This is a genomic window from Agrobacterium albertimagni AOL15 (assembly GCF_000300855.1).
Taxonomy (GTDB): domain Bacteria; phylum Pseudomonadota; class Alphaproteobacteria; order Rhizobiales; family Rhizobiaceae; genus Allorhizobium; species Allorhizobium albertimagni.
The window spans coordinates 277,941-300,380 of the sequence record NZ_ALJF01000006.1; the positions used below are offsets into that span (position 1 = coordinate 277,941).

At 61.3% G+C, this 22,440-nt stretch carries 20 protein-coding genes; 8 read left to right on the forward strand and 12 right to left on the reverse strand.

Annotated features, from left to right (window positions below; all coding sequences use genetic code 11):
• Positions 1 to 25: 25 nt before the first annotated feature.
• The 3 genes from queF to QWE_RS08405 all read right to left on the reverse strand — a co-directional run bounded on the left by queF (position 26) and on the right by QWE_RS08405 (position 3,884).
• Positions 26 to 490 (reverse strand): preQ(1) synthase, encoded by a 465-nt coding sequence (gene queF / locus QWE_RS08395; protein ID WP_006725680.1) that lies wholly within the window; start codon positions 488 to 490, stop codon positions 26 to 28.
• 17 nt (positions 491 to 507) lie between these two features.
• Positions 508 to 1,416, reverse strand: a complete 909-nt coding sequence (locus tag QWE_RS08400) for a cation diffusion facilitator family transporter (protein ID WP_006725681.1) — start codon at positions 1,414 to 1,416, stop codon at positions 508 to 510.
• Positions 1,417 to 1,622: 206 nt separating this feature from the next.
• On the reverse strand, positions 1,623 to 3,884 hold the full coding sequence (locus tag QWE_RS08405) for a TonB-dependent receptor (protein ID WP_006725682.1): 2,262 nt from the start codon (positions 3,882 to 3,884) through the stop codon (positions 1,623 to 1,625).
• Positions 3,885 to 4,201: 317 nt separating this feature from the next.
• Between QWE_RS08405 and QWE_RS08410 the strand changes: the two genes are divergently transcribed.
• The 4 genes from QWE_RS08410 to QWE_RS08425 all read left to right on the forward strand — a co-directional run bounded on the left by QWE_RS08410 (position 4,202) and on the right by QWE_RS08425 (position 5,524).
• On the forward strand, positions 4,202 to 4,486 hold the full coding sequence (locus QWE_RS08410) for a type II toxin-antitoxin system RelE/ParE family toxin (RefSeq protein WP_006725683.1): 285 nt from the start codon (positions 4,202 to 4,204) through the stop codon (positions 4,484 to 4,486).
• Positions 4,479 to 4,772, forward strand: a complete 294-nt coding sequence (locus QWE_RS08415) for a HigA family addiction module antitoxin (RefSeq protein ID WP_006725684.1) — start codon at positions 4,479 to 4,481, stop codon at positions 4,770 to 4,772. The genes QWE_RS08410 and QWE_RS08415 overlap by 8 nt, the downstream gene beginning before the upstream one ends.
• Positions 4,773 to 4,979: 207 nt before the next feature.
• Complete coding sequence (locus QWE_RS08420) at positions 4,980 to 5,231, forward strand: type II toxin-antitoxin system ParD family antitoxin (RefSeq protein ID WP_006725685.1); 252 nt, start codon at positions 4,980 to 4,982, stop codon at positions 5,229 to 5,231.
• A gap of 2 nt (positions 5,232 to 5,233) precedes the next feature.
• Complete coding sequence (locus QWE_RS08425; protein WP_006725686.1) at positions 5,234 to 5,524, forward strand: type II toxin-antitoxin system RelE/ParE family toxin; 291 nt, start codon at positions 5,234 to 5,236, stop codon at positions 5,522 to 5,524.
• Positions 5,525 to 5,567: 43 nt separating this feature from the next.
• On the opposite strand, the gene QWE_RS08430 is transcribed toward QWE_RS08425, so the two are convergent.
• Positions 5,568 to 7,757, reverse strand: coding sequence for an anthranilate synthase (locus tag QWE_RS08430; protein ID WP_006725687.1), 2,190 nt, complete (start codon positions 7,755 to 7,757; stop codon positions 5,568 to 5,570).
• Positions 7,758 to 8,044: 287 nt separating this feature from the next.
• On the opposite strand from QWE_RS08430, the gene QWE_RS08435 reads away from it, so the two are divergent.
• Positions 8,045 to 8,950, forward strand: a complete 906-nt coding sequence (locus tag QWE_RS08435) for an extensin family protein (RefSeq protein ID WP_006725688.1) — start codon at positions 8,045 to 8,047, stop codon at positions 8,948 to 8,950.
• 57 nt (positions 8,951 to 9,007) lie between these two features.
• Here the strand turns inward: QWE_RS08435 and QWE_RS08440 are convergent, their stop codons facing one another.
• Positions 9,008 to 11,260: a TonB-dependent hemoglobin/transferrin/lactoferrin family receptor gene (locus QWE_RS08440; protein WP_006725689.1), complete on the reverse strand. Its 2,253-nt coding sequence runs from the start codon at positions 11,258 to 11,260 to the stop codon at positions 9,008 to 9,010.
• A gap of 238 nt (positions 11,261 to 11,498) precedes the next feature.
• Positions 11,499 to 13,172 (reverse strand): formate--tetrahydrofolate ligase, encoded by a 1,674-nt coding sequence (locus QWE_RS08445; protein WP_006725690.1) that lies wholly within the window; start codon positions 13,170 to 13,172, stop codon positions 11,499 to 11,501.
• A 144-nt stretch (positions 13,173 to 13,316) separates the two neighbouring features.
• Between QWE_RS08445 and QWE_RS25890 the strand changes: the two genes are divergently transcribed.
• Positions 13,317 to 13,448 carry a hypothetical protein gene (locus QWE_RS25890; RefSeq protein ID WP_276306991.1) on the forward strand — a complete coding sequence of 44 codons (132 nt, stop codon included), beginning with the start codon at positions 13,317 to 13,319 and terminating at the stop codon, positions 13,446 to 13,448.
• Positions 13,449 to 13,480: 32 nt separating this feature from the next.
• Here the strand turns inward: QWE_RS25890 and QWE_RS25235 are convergent, their stop codons facing one another.
• Both QWE_RS25235 and putA read right to left on the reverse strand, forming a co-directional pair.
• Positions 13,481 to 14,167 carry a hypothetical protein gene (locus tag QWE_RS25235; RefSeq protein WP_006725691.1) on the reverse strand — a complete coding sequence of 229 codons (687 nt, stop codon included), beginning with the start codon at positions 14,165 to 14,167 and terminating at the stop codon, positions 13,481 to 13,483.
• Positions 14,168 to 14,682: 515 nt separating this feature from the next.
• Positions 14,683 to 17,802, reverse strand: a complete 3,120-nt coding sequence (gene putA, locus QWE_RS08460; protein ID WP_006725692.1) for a bifunctional proline dehydrogenase/L-glutamate gamma-semialdehyde dehydrogenase PutA — start codon at positions 17,800 to 17,802, stop codon at positions 14,683 to 14,685.
• A 107-nt stretch (positions 17,803 to 17,909) separates the two neighbouring features.
• On the opposite strand from putA, the gene QWE_RS08465 reads away from it, so the two are divergent.
• Entirely contained in the window at positions 17,910 to 18,374 is a 465-nt protein-coding gene (locus QWE_RS08465; protein ID WP_006725693.1) for an Lrp/AsnC ligand binding domain-containing protein, read from the forward strand.
• A 155-nt stretch (positions 18,375 to 18,529) separates the two neighbouring features.
• Positions 18,530 to 19,246, forward strand: coding sequence for a helix-turn-helix transcriptional regulator (locus QWE_RS08470; protein ID WP_083872865.1), 717 nt, complete (start codon positions 18,530 to 18,532; stop codon positions 19,244 to 19,246).
• Between the two features lie 84 nt (positions 19,247 to 19,330).
• On the opposite strand, the gene QWE_RS08475 is transcribed toward QWE_RS08470, so the two are convergent.
• From QWE_RS08475 to QWE_RS08490, 4 genes are read right to left on the reverse strand one after another with little or no spacing between them, the layout of a single operon-like run.
• Positions 19,331 to 20,440 carry a DUF2333 family protein gene (locus QWE_RS08475; protein ID WP_006725695.1) on the reverse strand — a complete coding sequence of 370 codons (1,110 nt, stop codon included), beginning with the start codon at positions 20,438 to 20,440 and terminating at the stop codon, positions 19,331 to 19,333.
• Positions 20,433 to 21,728, reverse strand: coding sequence for a DUF6638 family protein (locus QWE_RS08480; RefSeq protein WP_006725696.1), 1,296 nt, complete (start codon positions 21,726 to 21,728; stop codon positions 20,433 to 20,435). Before QWE_RS08480 ends, QWE_RS08475 begins: the two co-directional genes overlap by 8 nt.
• Positions 21,725 to 22,135: a helix-turn-helix domain-containing protein gene (locus QWE_RS08485; protein WP_006725697.1), complete on the reverse strand. Its 411-nt coding sequence runs from the start codon at positions 22,133 to 22,135 to the stop codon at positions 21,725 to 21,727. The genes QWE_RS08480 and QWE_RS08485 overlap by 4 nt, the downstream gene beginning before the upstream one ends.
• Positions 22,135 to 22,395 (reverse strand): type II toxin-antitoxin system RelE family toxin, encoded by a 261-nt coding sequence (locus QWE_RS08490; RefSeq protein ID WP_040299753.1) that lies wholly within the window; start codon positions 22,393 to 22,395, stop codon positions 22,135 to 22,137. Before QWE_RS08490 ends, QWE_RS08485 begins: the two co-directional genes overlap by 1 nt.
• Positions 22,396 to 22,440 lie beyond the last annotated feature (45 nt).

Here is a 22,440-nt window from a genome sequence, read left to right on the forward strand (position 1 = left end):
CCGAAGTCACCCGAAGCCTTTGCCATCAGCCCCGACCGCGATAGGTGGCGACGCCCTGCTCTGGCAGCCAGACACCCTTCGGCGGCTCGCCGGTCTGCCAGAAAACGTCGATCGGAATGCCGCCGCGCGGATACCAGTAGGCACCGATGCGCAGCCATTTAGGATCGAGCAGCTCGACGATGCGCTTGGCGATATAGACCGAGCAATCCTCGTGGAAGGCGCCGTGATTGCGGAAAGAAAACAGGAATAGCTTCAGCGACTTGGATTCCACCAGCCAGTCGCCGGGGATGTAGTCGATGACGATATGCGCAAAGTCCGGCTGGCCGGTCATCGGGCAGAGCGAGGTGAATTCGGGCGCTGTGAAGCGCACGACATAATCCGTCCCCGCATTGCCGTTCGGCACGCGCTCGAGAGTAGCGGCTTCGGGACTGGTCGGGGCATCGACGCTCTGGCCGAGCTGTGTGAGCCCGGAGGTATCGGTCTTGCTCATGATGGGATCCTTTTCATTCAACGGCTAAGTTCGATGCCGGCGCCATGCGCCATCTCGTTTTCCGGCTCGACATGGATGGTAACGCGCGTGCCGGGTACGGCATCATGCACGGCCATTTCCAGCCGGTCGCAGATGAGATGAGCGTCGCGCACACTCATCGTCGAGGGCACGACCAGGTCGAAGGCGACGAAGGTCGCGGCCCCTGCCCGACGCGAGCGCAGGTAATGGACGCCCAACGACCCTTCCGAATTCTCCTTGATCGCCTGCCGGATCGCCTCGGCTTCCTCGGGGGAAACGGCCACATCCATCAGTCCGGCGACGGATTGCGCAATCACCTTCCAGCCCTGCCAGATGATGTTGAGCGCAACGAGGATGGCGAGTACCGGATCGAGGATTGCATGGCCAGTCGCCAGCACCAGCAGGAGACCGACGATCACACCGATGGAGGTGACGACGTCCGACATGATGTGCTGGCCATCGGCCGAAAGTGCCGGGGAACGATGGCTTCTGCCAACGCGGATGAGAACAGTCGCCCAGGCGGCATTGATGACAGCGGCAAGACCGTTGATCGCAAGCCCAAGGAAGGGTGCGTCGGGCAAGGTCGGGTTCTGAAGGGCCGGGATCGCCTCGCGGATGATGAGGAGAGCGGCGACCACGATCAGCACACCTTCGAGGACGGCCGAGAGATATTCCGCCTTGTGGTGGCCATAGGGATGATCGTCATCGGCCGGCTTCTGCGCATAGCGGATGACGAAATAGGCGAGGAAGGCGGCAATGACGTTGACCGTGGATTCGAGCGCATCGGACAGGAGCGCGACCGAACCCGTCACCCACCAGGCGCAAAGCTTCAGCCCCATGACCCCGAAGGCGAGCGGGATGCCGAAGAGGGCGAGCCGCCGGACGAAAGTGTTGTTGTCAGCCACCATGGCCTTTTTCCCTGCAGATGCGAGTGAATTGCAGACGCAATTCCAGAAACGACAAAACCGCCCGGCAAAGCGGGCGGTTCGTTGAAGTGTGAGCGTAATGCCGAAGGGTTGAGGAAAGGTCAAGGCAGGAGATGCTCTCTGCACAGGACCGAAAGGCCGCGCCGTCAAAGGCGCGGCCAATCCAATCGTCACGGTGGTATCAACGCTTAGAAATCGAAGGAGGCGGAGAGCATGAATGTCCGGGGTGCGCCGGCCGCGAGGAAACCACGCGCGGACGATGCCCAGTAGTTCTCGTTGAACACGTTCTCGACATTCGCCCGGATTTCGATCGGCTTGCCGTTCTCCCGTTCGAACTTGTAGCGTGCACCGAGATCGACGCGGGTCCAGCCATCGACCTTCTGCGTGTTGGCCTGGTCGTAGAAGGTATTGCCGCTATAGACGAGGCGGCCGGTGAGCGTCAGGTTCTCGATCGATGGCAGGTCATACTCGCCGTACAAGCTGACGACCGTCTTCGGCACGCCAGGGGCGTCGTTGCCGTCGAAGGTGCCATTGCGGGTTCTTGCCAGTTCCGCATCGAGGAAGGTGACACCACCCAGCAGACGCAGGCCGTCGATCGGCTCGCCGAAGGCCGACAATTCGATACCGCGGTTCACCTGAAGGCCGTCGACGCCATAGGTGTTGGTGCCCGGATCGGTATAGCCACTCGCCTGCCGGATTTCGAACAGCGCAGCGGTCAGGGCCACGGAGCCGAGGTCATACTTGACGCCGATTTCCTTCTGCTCGTTGACGAAGGGTCGGAAGACCTCATTGGCATTGGCGGCGGTGGCCGGCGCAATCGCCCCTTCAGTCAGCGCCTCGACATAGTTCGCATAGAGCGAGAGACCGTCCATCAGGCGCAGATTGGCAGCGACGGCCGGGCTGAAACGGGCTTCGTCATAGTAATAGTTCTGGACGCCGACCGTCCCGCGATCGGGCCGGGTGTTGAAGCCTCTCTGGCGCATTTCCTGGTAGCGACCACCGAGCGTGACTTCGAGACGCTCGTCGAAGAAGCCGAGCGTGTCCGAAAACGCGATGCTGGTGGACAAGAGGTCCGCAAACAGCGGCAGATTGTCCGACGTCGGCAGATTGAGACTGGTCACGGCGCTACCGGGCAGGTAGCTCGGGTTGTAGATGTTGGTCGAATAGGATCCGGGAAGTCCGAGTGCACCGGGCGCAAAGCCGCCGCGGTAGTTCTCGTTTAGGCTCTTCTGGACCGAAAGATTGACCTTGTGGTTGACGGGGCCGGTCTCGAATTCGGAGCGGATGCCGATTTCCCCGGAATAGCCGTCGATCTGCTGCGGCTGGATCGCGAGTTCCGAGGTGGCGTTGCCGTTCACATTGTTGATCGTGTAGGACGATGTGAGAAAATCCTCGCGATAGCGGCTGGCGCCGACAGCGGCATAGAGCGTCGTGTTGTCGAGCAGATCATATTCGACACGGGCAGCCGCCATGCTGTGGGTGCTGTCGTGATATTCGAAGGGGCTCGCCGTGTTGATGCGGCCATCGGGAGCATCCGGGATCGTGATGCCGGAGGCCGCCGCATTGAACAGCGATGTCGGCGCATCGATCTTCTGGTTCGTATGGCTAAGATCGAGCGAGGCACGCACGTCTTCGCCCTCGTAGTCGAGACCGAGCGAGGCAACGCCGACCTTGATCTCGTTACTGTCCATGGCGGTATCGCCGAAGCGATAGGAACCGTTGGCGCGAATGCCCCATTCGCCCGCCGGTCCATAGCGGCGACCGACATCGAGATGGTTCCAGAACTGCCCGTCGCTGATATAGGTTGTCGTCAGACGGGTCAGCGGTTCGTCGCCGGCGCGCTTGGGGATGAGATTGATCGTGCCTCCGACACGGCCGATGCCACCATTGACGAAGGCGGTCGGGCCTTTCAGAACCTCGACCCGCTCGACCCCCTCCAGGTAGCTGCGACGCGGATTGGCGATATAGGGCAGCCCGTCATAGAGCACGTCCAGATTGACCACCGAGAAACCGCGAATGAAGAAGGAATCGCGCTCGCTGAAGGCAGGCGCATCAGCGCGCACCGAGGGGTCGTTGAGCGTGATGTCGGCGACCGTGCGTGCCTGCTGGTCACGGATCAGCTTTGCCGTGTAGGCCGTGATGCTGAACGGCGTTTCCATGACAGAACGGTTGCCGAGCGCGCCAAGGCGGGCACCCTTGGCCACCTGGTTACCGGCATAGGCCTCCGGCGGCTGGCCGACCGTTCCCGTGGCCGGCGGCTGGCCTTCGGCCGTCGTCGTCACCACGATCGGCGCAAGCCTCGTATCCCCGTTCTCGTTAGCGCCGTCTTCGCTGGTCGCATCCTGGCCATGCGCCGAAACGACCGAGATCGCCAGAAGCGAAACGCCTGCAACAATGCTCCGCCTGCTCGCCTTCAGGCTTCGCGCGTAAGTTCCCCTCGACATGTGCATAAAAATCCCCTGTTACCAAAACACGATCAGCAGCGTCCGAGCCTTGCCGCACAGCGCAGTCCTCGAACCCGAGGCTGCGCGCGCATGCGGCCGTTTTGCCGGGTTCAACGCTCAGCGATGCCGTCAAACGACGGGGCATAACCGTTGAGACCACCGGCTCCTGACGCAGGCTGCCAACCGAAAAACGATCGGGTCAGCAGGATTTTTCAGGGGGATGAAAAAATCATGAGAGTTTTTATCATTATTCGAGAAGGACGGGTGAAGGCATGGGCCAATGCCCTCCTTGCAGGCCATAACGCACTGCGTTATAGTGGATTATGATCCAGAGTTTCGCGGATGCCGAGACTGAACGCATCTGGTCCGGTCAGCGAAGCCGAAAACTTCCGCCGGACATACAGGCTGTGGCGCTCAGGAAACTGCGCCTGATGAACAGTGCGCGGAACCTGAACGATCTCCTCGTGCCGCCAGGAAACCGGCTGGAAGCATTGAAGGGCAATCGGCTCGGCCAGCACAGCATCCGGATCAACGACCAATGGCGCATTTGCTTCACCTGGAATGACGGAGGACCAAGCGATGTCGGGATCGTCGACTATCATGACTGATTTTTTGCCCAACCCGCATCCGGGGGACATTTTGCTCGAGGATTTCCTGAAGCCGATGGGGTTGAGCCAGAACTCCCTGGCGCGCGCCGTGAACGTGCCCCCTCGCCGCATCAACGAAATCGTGCTCGGCAAGCGTTCGCTGACCGCAGACACGGATCTACGGCTGGCGCGCTATTTCGGCGTCTCCGAAGGTTTCTTCCTCGGACTGCAGGCAGATTACGACCTCATGCAGCGGCGGCGCGAGATTGAGGACGAATTGAAGCGGATCGAGCCGAGAGCCGCGTAACCAGTTCAACGTGCGGCCTGATTGCCGAGATGAAAATCGTCAGGTTTTCGATAGCCACCTATCCGACGTCGCAACACGGTGTTCGAAACGGAGCGCGGCACCATCAACCGAGACATCGAGGCTGCGTCAAAAACCGACCCATCGGAGCGACCTTGCAGAGTCTCGGACGCTTTGGGATACTCAGGCCTGAAAGACACGGAGACGACCATGTCGACGATCACCATCGCGATTTCTGAAAATCTCAGAGAGTGGATCAGTCGCAAGACGCAAAGCGGCGAATATGCCGATTCCAGCGAGTATGTTTCGGATCTGATCCGTCGGGATCAAGAACGGTCGGCGAAGATTGCGGCCATGCAGACAGCGGTAAACGCCGGTTTGGCAAGTGGCGTGGGTGACCGGACAGCCGATGAGCTATTCGAAACCGCCAGACAGCAAGCAAGGACCGCGGGCAGCGGCTGAGCATGACCTATCGGCTGACACGCGAAGCAGAAGCCGACATCATCGAGATTGCCGAGATCGGCATCCGTAGCTGGGGCATTCGGCAAGCCCAAACCTATCACAACGGCCTATTCGACCTTTTCGAGCTGATCGCATCGACGCCTGAGATGGCCCGACAGAGAAGCGAGTTGTCGCCGCCGGTCCGGGTTCAGCGCTACCGAGCACACCTGGTGATTTACCTGACCGAAGACGGCGGCGGCGTGCTGATCGTTCGTGTTCGCCATGGTCGGGAAGATTGGCAGGAGGATATTTGAGCGGATAGGCGCGACCGTTTCCAGCCGCGCCCCACCCCAATCCTCAAGCCGCCTGCACCTTCGCCCGTTTTGCGAGATGCGCCACGACATTCTCGATCATCCGCATGCCGGCGTCGCCGCCGAGCGTCATGATCGATTCCGGGTGGAACTGCACGGCGGCGACCGGTTCCTTCGCGTGCTCGATGCCCATGATCGTGCCGTCTTCGCTTTCCGCGGTGATCATGAATTCACGCGGCAGCGTTGCCGGATCCGCGAAGATGGAGTGGTAGCGGCCGACCGTCACTTCCTTGCCGAGGCCTGAGAAGACGAGGCCAGGTTCGAGCACGCGGATGCGCGACGGCTTGCCATGCATGGGAACGGCGAGCTGGCGCAGCTCGCCGCCATAGGCTTCGGCGAGCGCCTGGAGACCGAGGCAGACGCCAAAGATCGGCAGGTTTCGTGCCCGCGCCTTCTTGATCGTCGCCTTGCAGTCGAAATCGGTTGGCGAGCCGGGGCCTGGCGAGAGCACGACGAGATCGGGCTTCAAGCTGTCGAAGATCTCTTCCGGCACCGGCGTGCGCACCGTGTTCACGGTCGCACCCGTCTGGCGGAAGTAGTTGGCCAGCGTGTGGACGAAGCTATCTTCGTGGTCGACGAGCAGGATGTTGATCCCCTCGCCGACGCGGGCGACGCCGCGCTTGGAGGAGGCATCATTGCCGCTCTTGGCGTCACGGATCGCTGCAATCATGGCGGAGGCCTTCAGTTCGGTTTCGGCTTCTTCTTCCTGCGGGTCGCTGTCGTTCAAAAGCGTGGCGCCGGCGCGGACTTCGGCAATGCCGTCCTTGATGCGCACGGTGCGGAGCGTAAGCCCCGTGTTCATGTCGCCATTGAAGCCGACCATGCCGATGGCACCGCCATACCAGGCGCGCGGGCTCTTCTCGTGCTTCTCGATGAAGCGCATGGCCCAGAGCTTTGGCGCACCGGTGACCGTCACGGCCCAGGCGTGGGAGAGGAAGCCGTCAAAGGCGTCCATGCCGTCGCGCAAGCGGCCCTCGATGTGGTCCACGGTATGGATGAGGCGCGAATACATCTCGATCTGGCGACGACCGATGACCTTGACCGAGCCCGGCTCGCAGACGCGGGACTTGTCGTTGCGGTCGACGTCCGAGCACATGGTGAGCTCGCTCTCATCCTTCTTGGAGTTGAGGAGCTTCAGGATCTGCTCCGAATCCTCGATCGGGTCGGCACCGCGGCGGATGGTGCCGGAGATCGGGCAGGTCTCGATGCGGCGACCATTGACGCGCACGAACATCTCAGGCGAGGCACCGACGAGATATTCCTGATGGCCGAGATTGATGAAGAAGGAATAGGGCGAGGGATTTATTTCCTTCAGCCGCTTGGAGATCTGCGATGGCTTGCTATCGCAGCGTTCCATGAACTTCTGACCGGGAACCACCTCGAACAGGTCACCCTTGCGGAAGCTTTCCTTGGCCTTGGTCACCAGCTCGGCATATTCGCCCGGACGATGATCGCCACGTGGCGGGATCGTGTCGGTGTGGACAAAGGGCTCGGGCGCGATCTCTTCCGACTGGCCGACGGTCGTGACATCACCCTTGGTGAAGTCATAGCGGTCGATCCAGGCCTTGGCGGAATAGTGGTCGACGACGAGGATCTCGTCCGGCAGGAAGAGCACCATGTCGCGCTGGTCATCGGGACGGGTGAGCTTCAGGTCGATGGCGTCGAACTGGAAGGCGAGATCATAGCCGAAAGCACCGAAGAGGCCGATGGCCGCATCTTCTTCCGAATAGAAGAGTGCGGTGATCGCGCGAAGAACCGTAAAGACCGTCGGCATCTTCGAGCGTTCTTCTTCGGTAAACACACGCGACGGCGGCTTGACGTCGAGATCGAGGCGGGTGGCGGTGCGGGCACCGAGCGCGAGATCGTCCACGGAGGCGAGCGCCTCGGCGATCATCGAAAGCAGCGCTTCGCCACGCCCGTTATAGGCTTCGATCCAGACCTTGCGGCCGAATGAGGAAATGCCGAGCGGCGGATCGACGATCGCCGTATCCCAGCGGGTATACCGACCCGGATATTCGTAGTTGGAGGAAAAGACAGCGCCACGCCGCTCGTCGAGCTTGTCGACATAGGTGGAGATGGCATCGGCATAGGGCGTCGGCCGGCGCTTGCGCGTGACGGTCACACCGCCGCGGGTCTGATAGGCTTCCGAGCCGTCTTCCTGCAAAATCGTCGACATGTCTGTCCTTTTCCGTTCTTCGAGGCCCTCTCCCGGCGCCTTGAATACAAAAAAGCCGCCTCAGGAGATTTTCCGGGCGGCTTTGGGGTCAATCGTCGAGAAGACATGACTGGTCAAGGCCGCGTCAGCGTGCCCACCACCAAGCAAAGGTCTTCGAAACGATCTTCATGCGCCAACGAATACCGTGGAGCCGCCGCCTTAGCAAGGGCGTTTTGCCATGCTCTGAAGATGAACTTTTCGACGGCTCGCGCCTTTTCGACCCGGGGACTGGGGAACAGGAAGACGAGATGACGAAGACGATAGCGCCGACACTGGTCGGTCTCCTGCTGGCCTGGCCGATCGCGACCGGGTTCACCCTGCCCTCGCGCGGCCCCCTGCCGCAAATGCGACCGGAGGTGACGACGTCGGCACCAGACGAAGAGACGAAAGCGACAGACGGCACCCAAACGGCCACCCCGCTGGAGGCTCCTACACCGCAGAGCAAGCCCGAGACGGCGGCCGATACAGAGGAAGGCGCGAAGCCGTCGAGCCCTGCAAAAACGGAGGCGGCAAAGGATAAGCCGGGCGACGTGTCCGAGCCTGATGGGGATGAGCAGAAAACCGCTCCCCTTGATCCGCCGCCGCCTGTCGAGGACCCGAAGGCTCTTGCCGCCTGCCTTGCCGATCTCAAGGCGATTGGCGCGCGCTTCGAGACAGACAAGGCCATTGATGACGCCGATGGCTGCGGTATCGCGTCCCCGATCACGCTGACCAAGCTGCTTCCGGACGTCGCGCTGGAGCCGGAGGCGACCTTTCGGTGCGAAGCGGCACTGCAGCTGGCGCGCATGACCCGCGACATGTTGAAACCGGCGGCAGAGGCCGCTTTCCCCGACAAGCCGAAGCTTACCGCCATCCGTCACGCCTCCGGCTATGTCTGTCGCAACAGGAATAGCCAGGAGACCGGCAAGGTGTCGGAGCACGCCTATGGCAATGCGATCGACATTGCAGCATTGCGCTTCGGCGACGAAGAGGAGCCTGTCATGATCGCAAAGCAGGATGACGGCACGGCGGAGGCTGCCTTCCAGCGCGCCTTCAACGCCATCGCCTGCCTCTACTTCACGACGGTGCTCTCCCCCGGCAGCGACGCCACCCACCAGGACCACATGCATCTCGACGTCATCAAGCGGAAAAGCGGCTACCGCTATTGCCGGTGACGCCATGAAAAAAGGCGGCGCATCGCTGCGCCGCCCCTGCACTGGAGTCTGTCTCGCTCAGAACTTCTGGGTGAGCGAGATTTTGAAGGTCGTTCCCGCCTCAGAATAGAAGGCCGTCGGCTGGTTGGCCGAGCTCGCCGCATTCGGGTTGACCGATTCCACGCCGACGGCGTTCCAATAAGTCTTATCGAAGATGTTGTAGACGCCAGCCTGGATGCGCAGCCCCTTCGCAGCCTCCGGCTCCCACCAGCCGGACAAGTTGAAGACGCCGTATCCGGGGGCATCGAACGTGTTGGCGACGTTGTCATCGGGCATGGCGGCAGAGAAGATGCCGGTCAGCTGCGTTCCCCAGGTTTCCTGCTGATAGCCGAGGCCAAGGATCGCCTTGAGCGGAGCCACGCTGCGCAGCCGGGCGTTGGTATCGCCGTATTCGCCATAGGCAACCGCCAGAGAGCCTTCCGCGAAGAAGCCGTTGGCAAAATCCTTGCGCGTCTTGATCTCGGCACCGGAGATGCGGGCATCACGGACGTTCTCGTAGGTGAAGAGACTTGCCGGCTGTGGCGACACGCCAACGCGCGTCACGTTGTTGATGAAGTTGTCGTACATATTGTGGAACAGCGTCACGCTGCCGTTGAAATCACCCGTGTTCCACTTGGCACCCACTTCGAAGCCATGCCCGGTCTCAGCTTCGAGATTGGGATTACCGATGCTGGCATAGCCGCCCAGCGTGTTCGTGAAGTTGCCGTAGAGCTCGTCCACGGTCGGTGCACGATAGGCCATTGCCCACTGGGCAAAGACACCCACGCTTTCGTTCAGCTGATACTCGGCCAGAAGCTTCGGCGAGAAGTTGCTGTCGCTGAAGGATTTCGGAAGGCCGAAGGCGTTGTAGCCGGTATTGCCACGATAGGCGGCCGAATCCTGCGGCTCATAGTCGTGGAAGTCGAAGCGGATGCCCGGCGTGAGCGAGAAGCCGCTGTCGCCGAAGGTGATCTGGTCCTCGATCGAGAAGCCGAGCGTGACGCCGTCGACATCGGGTGCATCGGACTGCGAGACAACGGTCGCCGAGGCCGGGAAGGCCGAGATGAACTGGTGCGTTTCGAAGGTGGTGGCATTGCCGCGCAACCGCACTTGGTGGCTGAGTGTGCCGGTGTCGAACTCGGAGACCAGCGAGCCGATCACCCCGAAATCCTGTTCCTCTGCCGAGTTGGCGCGGAGATATTGCGCACCGCTGTTGCGCAGACCGAAGGATCCGGCATCCTTGCTCAATTGCTGCCAGTAAAGACGCAGGCTGGCGGCCTGAATGAGCGTGTCGGTGGAAGGTGCCTCGTAGAAGTAATCGAGGGACACACGCTCGCGCCGGACGTCATCCCAGCCGAAATAGCCGTCCGGGCGGAAGGTAGAAGCGGCCGTGGTGCTGGTGAAGGTGGAGGACTGAAGCGTCTTGAGAATGCTGTCGCTGGTGTAGTCGTAACGCTCTGCGGTCAGACCGACGGTGTGACCGCCCTCGAGCTTGTGGCGGAACTTGAAGAGCAGGTTGTTGCGGACGAAGTCCATAGGGTTGGGCTCGGTGCGCGAGCTACCGTAGATGTCCGCTGTACCCTGGTTGTCTGTCTCGTGGCCGCGCGTGTAGGAGCCCTGGAAGAGCACCGAGGTGTTTTCCACCTGCTTGGCCACAGCAAGGGAGTTGCTGAAGCTCTTGTCTTCGCTGTCATAGCCGGTCTTTGCGACACCGCCCCAATTGCGCCCCTCGGCGATCAGATCTTCCGGCTCAAGCGTGCGGGCAACGAGCGCGCCGCCGAGCGCGCCAGAGCCGACCTTGCTAGAATCGGCACCGCGCAGGACATCCAGTCCACCGAGCGAATCCACGTCGAAACTGTCTGGCTGACCATTGATGCCTGTCGTCGGTGAGCCCGCTCCGTTGCGGGCGATGGTCTGCAGGAAGGGAACCGGAATCTCGTCCACCAGAACGGCGACACGCGGGCCAGTCAGGCCGCGGATGAACAAGCCACCGGTCCTGCCGGGCTTCGACTTGATGAAATCAATCCCGGCTTCGGTCGTATTGCCGAGGTCGCTCAGGTCCTTGATTTCCTTCTTCCGGATGTCCTCCGCCGTCGTCTCGGTCGCCAGCGGCGTATCCGCAACGGACCCGGCCGGTGCCCGCTTACCCTTGACTACGATCGTCTGCAGTTGCGTCTCCTCAGCATTCGTCGTGGTCGTTGCAGCAGTCTGCGCCTGGGCAGGCGCAAGCGAAGTGATCGCCGCGAGCGCCGTGCAGGTGAGCAAGATGGGGCGGAGGGACCGGGAGCGCATGGGTATCGTCCTTTCGATGGCCGCAGGAAAGGGTTCCCGCTTCCGAAGGCGGAAGCGGGTCGGCCGGATGTGATTGCGTCAAAAACGTGGCGGAGACGTTGTTCCCGCCGTAATCATGCCGTATAAAACATGATTACAATCGTCAAGATATAAAACATGATTCTTTTTATCATGAATTATCACGCGCTCGGACGTGACCGAAATACCACAAGATTTCAGTGGTGATTTTCAGGGCCGGCTAAAACAGCCCTTCGATGGCGCCGTCGGAATTGAGCCGGATCTTTTCCGAAGATGGGGTGCGCGGCAGGCCCGGCATGGTCATGATTTCGCCTGTGATGGCGACGATAAACCCGGCGCCGGCCGACAGCCTGACCTCGCGCACATGCACTTCATGCCCCTCCGGCGCGCCGCGTAACGTCGGATCGGTGGAAAAGGAATATTGCGTCTTCGCCATGCAAACCGGCAACTCCCCATAGCCCTGCCTCTCCCAATCGGCCAGTTGCTCCCGCACCGCCTTGTCGGCGGTCACTTCGCCGGCCCTGTAGATCTCCGCTGCGATCCGTTCGATCTTGGAAAAGAGCGGCATGGCATCGGGATAGAGCGGACGAAACGCCGACGGCGTCTCGGCGATCCGCACGACCGTTTCCGCAAGCTCGGTGATCCCCGCCGCGCCGTCGGCCCAGTGCCGGCAGAGCACGGCTTCTGCTCCGAGACCTTCGGCCACCGCCTTGACGGCGGCGATCTCGGCATCGGTATCCGTGGTGAAATGGTTGATCGCCACCACCGCCGGCACGCCGAACTTGGCGAGGTTTTCCAGATGCCGCGCCAGATTGACGGCACCTCGCTCGACGGCTGCGACATCCTCGCGGGAGAGATCGTCCTTGGCGACGCCGCCATTCATCTTGAGCGCCCGGACGGTCGCGACGAGGACGACGGCCGAGGGTGTGAGCCCGGCCTTCCGGCATTTGATGTCGAAGAACTTTTCCGCGCCGAGATCCGCGCCGAAGCCGGCCTCGGTCACCACATAGTCGCCGAGCTTCAGCGCTGTCTTCGTTGCCACCACCGAATTGCAGCCATGGGCGATATTGGCGAAGGGGCCGCCATGGACGAGTGCCGGATTGTTTTCGAGCGTCTGCACGAGGTTCGGCTGCAAGGCCTCCTTGAGCAGCACCGCCATCGCGCCATCGGCCTTCAGGTCGCGGGCAAAGACAGGGCTCTTGTCGCGCCGATAACCGATGATGATGGCGCCCAGGCGCCGCTCCAGGTCTTCGAGATCTGTGGCGAGGCAGAGGATCGCCATGACCTCGGACGCGACCGTAATATCGAAGCCCGCCTCGCGCGGGAAACCATTGGACGCGCCGCCGAGAGACGTCACGATCTGGCGCAGCGCCCGATCGTTCATGTCCATGACCCGGCGCCAGGTGATGCGGCGCGTGTCGATGTTAAGCTCGTTGCCCCAGTAGATGTGATTGTCGATCAGCGCAGACAGCAGATTGTGGGCCGAGGTGATCGCGTGGAAATCACCGGTGAAATGGAGATTGATGTCCTCCATCGGCACGACCTGCGCATAACCGCCACCCGCCGCCCCGCCCTTCACCCCGAAACAGGGGCCGAGCGAGGGCTCGCGGATGCAGATGACGGCCTTTTTGCCGATACGGTTCAAGCCGTCACCGAGCCCGACGGTGGTCGTCGTCTTGCCCTCACCTGCCGGTGTCGGGTTGATCGCCGTCACGAGGATCAGCTTGCCATCAGGACGATCCGCCAGCCCTTTGATGAAGCTGGCGGAGATCTTCGCCTTGTCGTGGCCGTAAGGAATGAGGCTTTCGGAGGGGACGCCGAGCTTGCAGCCGATCTCCTGGATCGGCTTTTTCCTCGCTGCGCGCGCAATCTCGATGTCGGATGGTACGGTCATGTGTCCCTGCCCCTTATGTGTGCCGAGAAGATCGGACGACGCAGCTCGGCTGGCAAGCAGGTTAGAGGACTTTTTTCACAGCGAAGGGGATGAGGTGAATGCGACACCACACCCTCCCCTCATTTGCGGGTGGACTGCCGCGCCTTGGCTGTCGAGATCGCGGACGGCATTCGCGGCTACACCTTCGAGTTCTCGTCGCATCCGGCTGCGCACAAAGAAGATTATGACTTCATCGAAGAGAAGCTTCTCGCCACCACGGAGGGCACGAGACCATGAAGATGTCGGAAAACGCCCCATACCTCCACTTATTAGGCGAGACGAGACCCCAAGCGGTTGATTTCCTGAATGAAGGTATCAGCGCTTGCGCATGTGGCTTCCGCAAACTTGTCCGCGATATTCATCGCGCCGTCGAGTCGCTTCATCAGCATTTCGAATTCTTTAACCGACAATCCCTCGAGAGCCTGAATCTCAAGATCTTTCATATGGCTGACCTGGCCATCCAGGTAAACGGTTATGGTAGCCACGGTCGTCGCATCAGCAAAACCGATGCGCGCCTCGAACTCTGCAAAAACAGGTCGCTTGAACCATTCGGACGCGAGTTCGCAGACAGCACGAACGTGATTGACCTGCCGAGGCCTAGTCATGCCAGAGTTTCCAAGAGTTTGGCGAACGAGGCGTACTTGATAGCGAACCTCGATCGCTGTTTGACGCGCAGCCGAAGCAAGAGACAAATTCGCGCGGCTCGCGATGGCAAAATTGACTTTTTCATGGGTCGCAGCCGCGGTCACTTGCCTCGAAAGGTAGTAGATCGTAGGCGCGGCAGCAGCAACTGCAGCCCATCCTCCGAGTGCGGAAATCCACTCTCGCAGGCAATTACCCCTATCATCGGCTGCGCACCATACTGCGTCAGCGCCAGCCGATCCCAGATACACGAATCCGGCAAAGGCAACGCCAAAAGCGAAGCCCCACGCAAGTCCCCAGCCATGCCAGAACACGGCACTTCTCTCTCTGGGCATCCGCCCCCCCAGCATACACAGCTGACGCTACGCCAGGCACTGATCGGTATGCAAGATTTAAGGAAGCATCATGAGTCTGTCTAAAAGGCTTTGCGGCGGCGATAAGTTTGGCGCCGCTTCCGCGCGCCAGCAGAACCCCATGCGCCTGGCACCGCCGCAAACGAATGTGCTGCGCGATGTCGTCTCAGTTCATGATGGGGGCAATGCGATCACGTTGTATTTCGCGGAGATCAAATTGGCGAAGGCGCTCCGAGATTCGTTCACGGCAAAAGCAGTTGGCCACACGTGCGCAGATCAGATGGCGGGGGGAGCGGGATTCGAACCCGCGCTACCTTTCGGTAGGACAGATTTACAGTCTGCTGCCTTCAACCACTCGGCCACCCCCGTCTATTCGCAAGGAATGGCAGGGGCTGCTGACTTTTGCAAGACCCCACCGCCCAAGACGAGGGAGGTGGGGAGCGATGCGGCGACCGGCAGGCGCTGGATTGAAGCCCTCACCCCTCGCCGATCGCAATCAAACTCGCATTGCCGCCGGCAGCGGCCGTGTTCACCGAGATCACCTGCTCGACCGCAAAGCGGCTGAGATAGGCGGGGCCACCCGCCTTGAAGCCGGTGCCGGACATGCCGGAGCCGCCGAAGGGCTGGGTGCCGACAACCGCGCCGATCATGTTGCGGTTGACATAGATATTGCCGGTGTCGAGCGCGTCGGTGACCTTGCGGATCGTCGCCTCGATGCGGCTGTGCACACCGAGCGTCAAGCCGTAGCCGGTGGCATCGATCGAGGCGATGACCTGGTCGAGTGCCTTTGCCTTCCAGCGCACGACGTGCAAGACGGGGCCGAAGATCTCCTTGGTCAAGGCTTCGGGACGATCGAGCTCGACGATATGCGGGGCAAAGAAATTGCCAGTGGCCGGCACCTTGCCGGCATAGCGCACCTTCTGGCTCCGCTTCATCTCGGCGATATGAGCCTCCAGCATCGCCTTCTGCTTTTCGTCGATGACAGGGCCGATATCGGTGGTGATCTCAAGCGGATTGCCGAGATTGAGCTCGCGGGCCGCTCCCTCGATCATCTCCAGCATGCCATCGGCAATGTCTTCCTGCAGATAGAGGATGCGGAGCGCCGAGCATCGCTGGCCGGCCGACCGGAAGGCGGACATCACGACATCGTCGGCCACCTGTTCGGCAAGCGCCGTCGCATCGACGATCATGGCGTTGAGGCCACCGGTTTCGGCAATCAGCGGCACGATCGGACCGTCCTTGGCAGCCAGCGTCCGGTTGATCGCCTGCGCAGTGCCCGTCGAGCCGGTAAAGGCGATGCCGGCGAGCTGCGGATGGGCGGCCATCGCGGCCCCGACGTCACCGCCGCCGGGCATGAGCATCAGTACGTCTTCCGGAACGCCTGCCTTGTGGAAGAGCTTGACCGCCTCAAAAGCAATCAGCGGCGTCTGCGGCGCGGGCTTGGCGAGAACGGCATTGCCGGCGACCAAGGCAGCCGAGACCTGGCCGAGGAAGATGGCGAGCGGGAAATTCCACGGTGAAATGCAGGCGAAGACGCCACGACCGCGCCAGGACAAACGATTGAGCTCGCCGGTCGGGCCCGGCATGACTTCGGCCTCGCCGAACTGCTTACGGGCTTGGGCTGCATAATAGCGGCAGAAATCGACCGCCTCGCGGATTTCGGCAACGCCGTCGTCCAGCGTCTTGCCAGCTTCGAGCGCAAGCAGCGCCAGGAGACGGTCACGATCGGCCTCCAGCAGGTCGGCAAGCTTGTCCAGCGTTGCTGCGCGCTCCTCGACGGAGGTCCGAGACCAGCGGGCAAAGCCCTGGCGGCCGGCGGCAAAGGCGCGGTCGACATCGGCAGGCGTCGCATTGCGCACGGTCCCGACCTTGTGAGTGCGATCGGCCGGCGACAGCACGGCCTCGTCGCTGGTCGCGCCGGTTGCCCCCGGAACCAGCGGACGCGCCGCGATCTCAGGCAACGGCTGGCCGATGCGGGCCATCAGCCGCTCGAGATTGTCGCGATGGCCGAATTCGAAGCCGGCGCTGTTTCGGCGGTCACTGTAGAGACCGAGCGGCATGGGGATCTGGCTGTGGCGGGCGCTCTGGCCATTGCCGAGGCCGAGCTTTTCGGTCGGCCGCTCCAGAAGTGCCGTCACCGGGATATTCTTGTCACCGGCAACGGCGACGAAGGAGGAGTTGGCACCGTTTTCGAGCAGGCGGCGGACGAGATAGGCGAGCAGGTCGCGGTAGCCGCCGACAGGCGCATAGATACGGCAGGCAATACGATCATTGCCCGACAGCAGCGTATCGTAGAGTGCCTCACCCATGCCATGCAGGCGCTGGAACTCGAAGCCGGAGCGATCGGCACCGGCAAGCTCGATGATTGTCGATACGGTGAGCGCATTGTGGGTGGCAAACTGCGGGAAGATGCGGGCGCGCTTTTCCATCAGCTTCGCCGCGCAATGCAGATAGGAGAGATCCGTCGCCTGCTTGCGGGTCCAGACCGGGTAGTCATCGAGGCCGCGCTCCTGGGCGCGCTTCACTTCCGTGTCCCAATAGGCGCCCTTGACCAGACGCACCATCATCCGGCGACCATACTGCTGGCAAAGGCCGTCAATGTAATCGATCACCTGCGGCGCGCGCTTCTGATAGGCCTGGATTGCAAGACCGAAGCCGTCCCAGCCCGAGAGCGAGGGATCGGCAAAGACGGCGGCGACCACATCGAGCGAAAGCTCCAGACGATCGGCTTCCTCGGCATCGACGGTGAAATTGAGCTGATGCGCCTTCGCCATCTGGGCGAGCTTCAACAGATCCGGCACCAGCTCGCGCATGACGCGCTCACGGTGGGTCGCGAGATAACGCGGATGCAGCGCAGACAGCTTGACCGAAATGCCCATGCGGTTTGGCAGCTGCTGGCTCTTGCCGTGTTTCGCCATACGCGCGCCGATCGCCTCGATCGCCATGGCATAGGACTGGAAGTAGCGCTTGGCGTCGTCGGCCGTCCGCGCCCCTTCGCCCAGCATATCGAAGGAGTGGCGATAACCGCGCTCCTCGCTCTTGGCTGCCCGCGACAGCGCGTCCTTGATGGTTTCGCCGAGCACGAAGTGATGGCCAAGGAAGCGCATGGCCTGCTTGGTGGCCGAGCGTACGGTAGGGAGGCCAAGGCGCTTGACGAGACCACGCATGACGCCTTCAGGCGTCTCGCCCGGACGGATGACGCGGGCGGAGAGGCCGAGCGCCCAGGCAGAGGCCGAGACGAACCAGCTGTCGCCATGGGCCTCGTGTTCGCTCCAGCCGCCCTCCTTCAGCTTGTCCTCGATCAGACGGTCCTGGGTGAGCGCGTCAGGCACGCGCAAGAGCGCTTCGGCAAGCACCATAAGCGCCAGACCTTCACGGGTCGACAAACCGTATTCGCGCAAAAAGTCCTCAACGCCGCCAACCGAGCCGGAATTGTTTCTGATGGCCTCGATATAGGTCGTGGCGCGCCGGTCGATGGCGCCGTTCTGACTCTCCGAGAGCGACAGGCGCGAGGCGAAATGGCGAATGAGCTGGTCGTCGTCGCCGGCATAGGGGGCTTCGAAGCGCGGGAAATCGGTTGTGGCTGGCTTGATCATTATCACCTCCGTGGTATCCGCAACATATCTTCGGATTTACCGACTTTCCCACTATTCTTTGGTCACTTCTCTGGCATGTTCACTAGAGAAATGGAGTTTGGCAGAGAATGAGCAAAGAACTGGATCGCCTTGACCGCAAGATCCTCCGCGCCCTGCAGGCCGAGGGTCGCCTGACCAATATCGAGCTTGCCGAACGGGTGAACCTTTCGCCCACCGCGACCGCGGAGCGGGTCCGCCGCCTGACCCGGGAAGGCTACATCACCGGCTATATGGCGATGCTCTCACCCCAGAAGCTCGGACGCAATCTCCTGGTCTTCATCGAGGTGAAGCTCGATCGCACCACGGCGGATGTTTTCGACACCTTCGCGGCCGCCGTGAAGCGATCGGACGACGTGATGGAATGCCACATGGTTGCCGGTGGCTTCGACTATCTGGTCAAGGCACGGGTCGCCGGCATGGAGGCCTACCGGCAATTCCTCTCCGAGGTCATTTTGCCCCTTCCGGGCGTGCGCGAAACCCACACCTACGCGGTGATGGAAGAGGTGAAGGCCGTGTCGGCCCTGCCCGTTTGAACATCAGGCTAACAGGCCCTTGCCATTTTGATCGGCAGCGGTCAGACATTAGTCATATTAATCGTGACAGACCCCGAAAAACTGCTAGCTTTTCGTTTGGACTGATATATTGGTCTTAAACTTCCGAATTGATGTCAACTTTCGAAATTGATAAGATGTTTCCAGAAAGACAGGCACTCTTGAGCGAGCATATCGGGAGCTGTCAGAGCCGCGCCGAGCTGATGGACAGTTGGTCCCGAGCAGCGCGTGAATATGGCCTTGATTATGTGAGCTTGGCAGCCGCGCCCACGGCCCAGGACAAATTGCTCGGCCCGCTGGTGCGGGAAACGACGCTTCCGGCCGATTTTTGCCGAGAATTCGATCGTTTCGAATTCCTCAGACACTGCCCGACAGTCACGCATATCAGCCGGTCGATCATGCACAATGCCTGGACGATCGGACCGGATGGGTCGGCCCCGACATTTGACTGCCCGCCGGAATTTTCTGCCCTGATGCTGAAATACCGGCTGATCACCGGCATTCTCTTTTCGATGAATTCCGTCGACGGAAGCCGCTTCGTCGTCCGCTATGACGGCGATCGCAGCCCGCTGGCCATGCCGGAGATCAACGAGCTGTCTATGCTGAGCATCCAGGCCTTCGATGTCTTCGACCGGTTGCGCCGCACGGCAGGCAATTCCAACGTCTTGTCGGCACGCGAACTCGAAGTCGTGCGCTGGACATCGCAGGGCAAGACCTCGCTCGAAATCGGCCAGATCCTCTCGCTCTCGGACCACACCGTGAACGCCTACATGACCAATGCGATCCGCAAGCTCGATTGCGTCAACCGCACGCAATTGGTCGCCAAGGCGATCCGCATGAAGATCATCAACTGATCGCACCAAGCGACTTGAAACGAAAGGGCCCGGTCTCTCGACCGGGCCCTTTCGCATTCGGTTTAGACAGAAGGCCCCGCCGCCTCAGCGATCGAGGATCGACTGGGCTTCGACCATGTTGGAGCGAACCCTGAGGATATAGAAGCCCATGGTCGCCAGATGCGTCGGCATGATCCACCCGTCTTCGCTGCCGTTCGAGATGATCGCCGGCTGAATGCGCAGAGCCGCTTGCAACTGCCGCTCCATTTCGGTCCATATGGCCGTCAGATTGCGATCACGGATGACGCCGCTGAAGTCGGTACGCGTCGCCTGCAGCAGGGCATATTGCGCATAGAGCTGGCCGTAGGAGAACCAAAAGCGGTCATCGGCGCGCGTGTCGAACCAGCCCGCATTGAACTCCTCGGAACGGCGACGCAGAATATCGGACGTATTGCCGAGATCGCTCGCCATGCCGTCCAGCAACTGCAGCAGGTTGTCAGAGCGCGTATCGAATACCGACTCGCAGGTCGAAAGCGATGTGTTGAAGCTGTTCCAGCTGGACACGGCGGAGCGGTAATAGCTCGGCGTCGGTGTCTTAAAGCCAAACGGGTTGGTCCCGAAATACCAGGTGGTCTCGTTGAACTGGATATTGCCGCGAGCACTCTGCAGGTCGTTGTTGATCCCCGAGGTGCCGCGCACGCGACCGAGATTGTCGGCGAGTTGGATGGCCGTTCGGCGGACCACCTGATTGACGCCGCGCTGGAACGCAGCCTTGTTGTCCATGAACGGCGTATTGTCCCAATCCAGGCTGAAGAATCCGAGCTTGTAGAGCAGTGTCGAGGAGATCCAGCTGTTCTGGTTCACATTCTGATCGGTGAGTGCAGCGGCCACGGTGACGATCGCCGAATCCTGGCATCGGTTGGCTTCCCCTGGCAGTGCTGTACCAGCCGGGACGGTACGCTCCTCGAACTTGTAGGCCTGCACAAAAGCCGGATCGAAGCCGTGCCACACCTGGGTGCGATAGATGAACTGGCCGTAGAAGATCGCCAGCAGCACGAGCACGCCGAGGATCGGTCCCTTGATGATCCAGCTGCGGTCGCGATACCAGCCATGGGCGGCGAGGAACGGCCAGAGAAACCACGCGACCACCATGCCGATGCCGCGACCGATCGCGGCAAAGACGCGCTGGAAAAACGCGATGATCGGGTCAAGCATGGTCATCTCCTAGGCCGTAGAGGCGTTTGCGGAAGGCGGGCTTGTCCTTCAGATAAGTGTCGGACAGGCGGGATACAACATAATCGCGATAGGCTTCCGGATACTGGTCATAGGCACGATAGAAGCCCTGCTTGTCGAAGACGAAGCGCGAGACGAAGTCCTCTGGTGTCAGATGCGCGATCAGCCGGTTTGTCAGCCACTGGTCGGGATGATCAGGCTCGGCGCGCACCAGCCAAAGACGAAGTTTCGGGTCGATATCCGCCATCCTCAGATTTCCCGTACGCGAAAGCGTCCGCAACGCTTCTTGCAAGAGCGGATAGATGCCGCGATCGCTGATCGCCTTGGCGTTCCGGTGCAGAAAAGTCTGCATCCAGACCGCATCGATGCGCGTCAGATCCGGCACCGGATCGAGTGTGGCGGCGACCGACAGAAGCGCCATCTCCAGCCGGTGGGCAAAAAGGCCGGAGCTTTCCACCCAGCTTGCCCGCGGCAATTCGAGCCGGCCGGTGCGTGCCAGAAAATCGGCGACCTGAGCGGTGTCGTCGATCGAGATGTAGCTCACCTGCCAGGGCCGCGACCGGCGAAAGCCCGGGGCCTGGGGATCGCAGATGACCGTGGTGATCTTCTCATCGACGAAGACGAAGACCCCGCCGAAATGATCGGCCCAGAAGGCATCGTGGCGGAAGACGAGCTTGTCCGGGACCAGCGTGTTCTGCCTGATGTCGCCGGTCTCTTTCGCGAGAGACACCATGCGCTCCAGCATCGCGTCGTCACGCCAGGCATCCGGGCTCGTCACCAGCGCGTCGCAGAGCTGCCGGAGCTGTCCCGCCTTGCCGAGCAGGTCCTCGGCCGACAACACCTTGAACTTCACCTCGTTGATCGACAGCAGGTCATCGAGCGTCTTCACCTCGGAGACACTGTCCTCGATCTCTCCATAGAGCGTGTCCTTGAGCGTGATCGCGTGAATGGCGCGGGCGTTCGCCGAAAAGAACTCGTGCATCAGGCCGGCGGTGTTGGAGAAGCTCGTATGCACCACCGGCAGACTGTCCTGCTCCGGGGTCAGGATGATGAAGCGCCGGTTGACCTTCAGGGGGTCGAGATAGTCGGGATCACCCAGCTCCGCCGCCACCTGCGGCGAAAAGCCGGTGATATCGATATAGAATTCGGTGAGATTGGTCTGCGGCAGGTCGAAGGCCGCGAGCGCCTTGTTGTAGCGCGCAACAAGGTGCGGCTCGCGGATCGCAAGCAGACGGCCGTAGATGAGTTCGGCTTCGAGGAGACGGTTCATGCGGTATCTGCGACCTTCCTGTCCTCGTGCCGCCAGTAGAGGTCATCAAGGTCGAGCTTCAAGACATCGGCGATTGCTTTCAGGGTTGCTACACTGCCGTCCTTCTTCCCGGTTTCGATCTCTGACAGATATGCGGTGCTGATTCCGGCGGCTGCAGCAAGGTCCTTGGCCGCCATGCCACGAAAATCGCGCCAGACGCGGATCGGACTTTCACCTTCCCCCATCCGGTTGACGTACTCGGCAGGGATCAGTTCTTCCTCGCCCGCAGCAAGCTTCCTCTCGAAGTCGGCGACAGCCAGACTGTCTTCCAGATCCTCGATACGCGCGATAAGCGCTTCGTAGTCCTTGCGGCTGAGTACGATCATCTCTTCGCCATCTGGCGTCGTAAACGATGATGCGATCGTCATCAGAGCTCTCCCTCATAGGCTTCACCGCGCGCTGCGACACGCACCACGTCGACGACGGTTCCGTCTTCACGGAAGATCACGCGCCAGTCCCCGATCCGCAGGCGATGGTAGCGACTGTCCCGTAGTTTCTTGACATTGTTGGCGAGTGAAGCCGGGTCGGTGGCATACTGAAGAACTTTCGACCGGATACGTCGAGCCTCGTTTGCCGGCATCCGGTTCAAGCTACGAATGGCATCCTTGCTGTAAACAACGTCCCGCACATCCTACCCCTCAACCCCGGTCTCGACAACCAAATTCGCAAATAG

Bases quoted from the DNA above. Each gene is read 5' to 3' on its own strand.
- queF (WP_006725680.1), bottom strand. From the start codon at position 490: ATGAGCAAGACCGATACCTCCGGGCTCACACAGCTCGGCCAGAGCGTC.
- QWE_RS08400 (WP_006725681.1), bottom strand. From the start codon at position 1,416: ATGGTGGCTGACAACAACACTTTCGTCCGGCGGCTCGCCCTCTTCGGC.
- QWE_RS08405 (WP_006725682.1), bottom strand. From the start codon at position 3,884: ATGCACATGTCGAGGGGAACTTACGCGCGAAGCCTGAAGGCGAGCAGG.
- QWE_RS08410 (WP_006725683.1), top strand. From the start codon at position 4,202: ATGATCCAGAGTTTCGCGGATGCCGAGACTGAACGCATCTGGTCCGGT.
- QWE_RS08415 (WP_006725684.1), top strand. From the start codon at position 4,479: ATGACTGATTTTTTGCCCAACCCGCATCCGGGGGACATTTTGCTCGAG.
- QWE_RS08420 (WP_006725685.1), top strand. From the start codon at position 4,980: ATGTCGACGATCACCATCGCGATTTCTGAAAATCTCAGAGAGTGGATC.
- QWE_RS08425 (WP_006725686.1), top strand. From the start codon at position 5,234: ATGACCTATCGGCTGACACGCGAAGCAGAAGCCGACATCATCGAGATT.
- QWE_RS08430 (WP_006725687.1), bottom strand. From the start codon at position 7,757: ATGTCGACGATTTTGCAGGAAGACGGCTCGGAAGCCTATCAGACCCGC.
- QWE_RS08435 (WP_006725688.1), top strand. From the start codon at position 8,045: ATGACGAAGACGATAGCGCCGACACTGGTCGGTCTCCTGCTGGCCTGG.
- QWE_RS08440 (WP_006725689.1), bottom strand. From the start codon at position 11,260: ATGCGCTCCCGGTCCCTCCGCCCCATCTTGCTCACCTGCACGGCGCTC.
- QWE_RS08445 (WP_006725690.1), bottom strand. From the start codon at position 13,172: ATGACCGTACCATCCGACATCGAGATTGCGCGCGCAGCGAGGAAAAAG.
- putA (WP_006725692.1), bottom strand. From the start codon at position 17,802: ATGATCAAGCCAGCCACAACCGATTTCCCGCGCTTCGAAGCCCCCTAT.
- QWE_RS08465 (WP_006725693.1), top strand. From the start codon at position 17,910: ATGAGCAAAGAACTGGATCGCCTTGACCGCAAGATCCTCCGCGCCCTG.
- QWE_RS08470 (WP_083872865.1), top strand. From the start codon at position 18,530: ATGTTTCCAGAAAGACAGGCACTCTTGAGCGAGCATATCGGGAGCTGT.
- QWE_RS08475 (WP_006725695.1), bottom strand. From the start codon at position 20,440: ATGCTTGACCCGATCATCGCGTTTTTCCAGCGCGTCTTTGCCGCGATC.
- QWE_RS08480 (WP_006725696.1), bottom strand. From the start codon at position 21,728: ATGAACCGTCTCCTCGAAGCCGAACTCATCTACGGCCGTCTGCTTGCG.
- QWE_RS08485 (WP_006725697.1), bottom strand. From the start codon at position 22,135: ATGACGATCGCATCATCGTTTACGACGCCAGATGGCGAAGAGATGATC.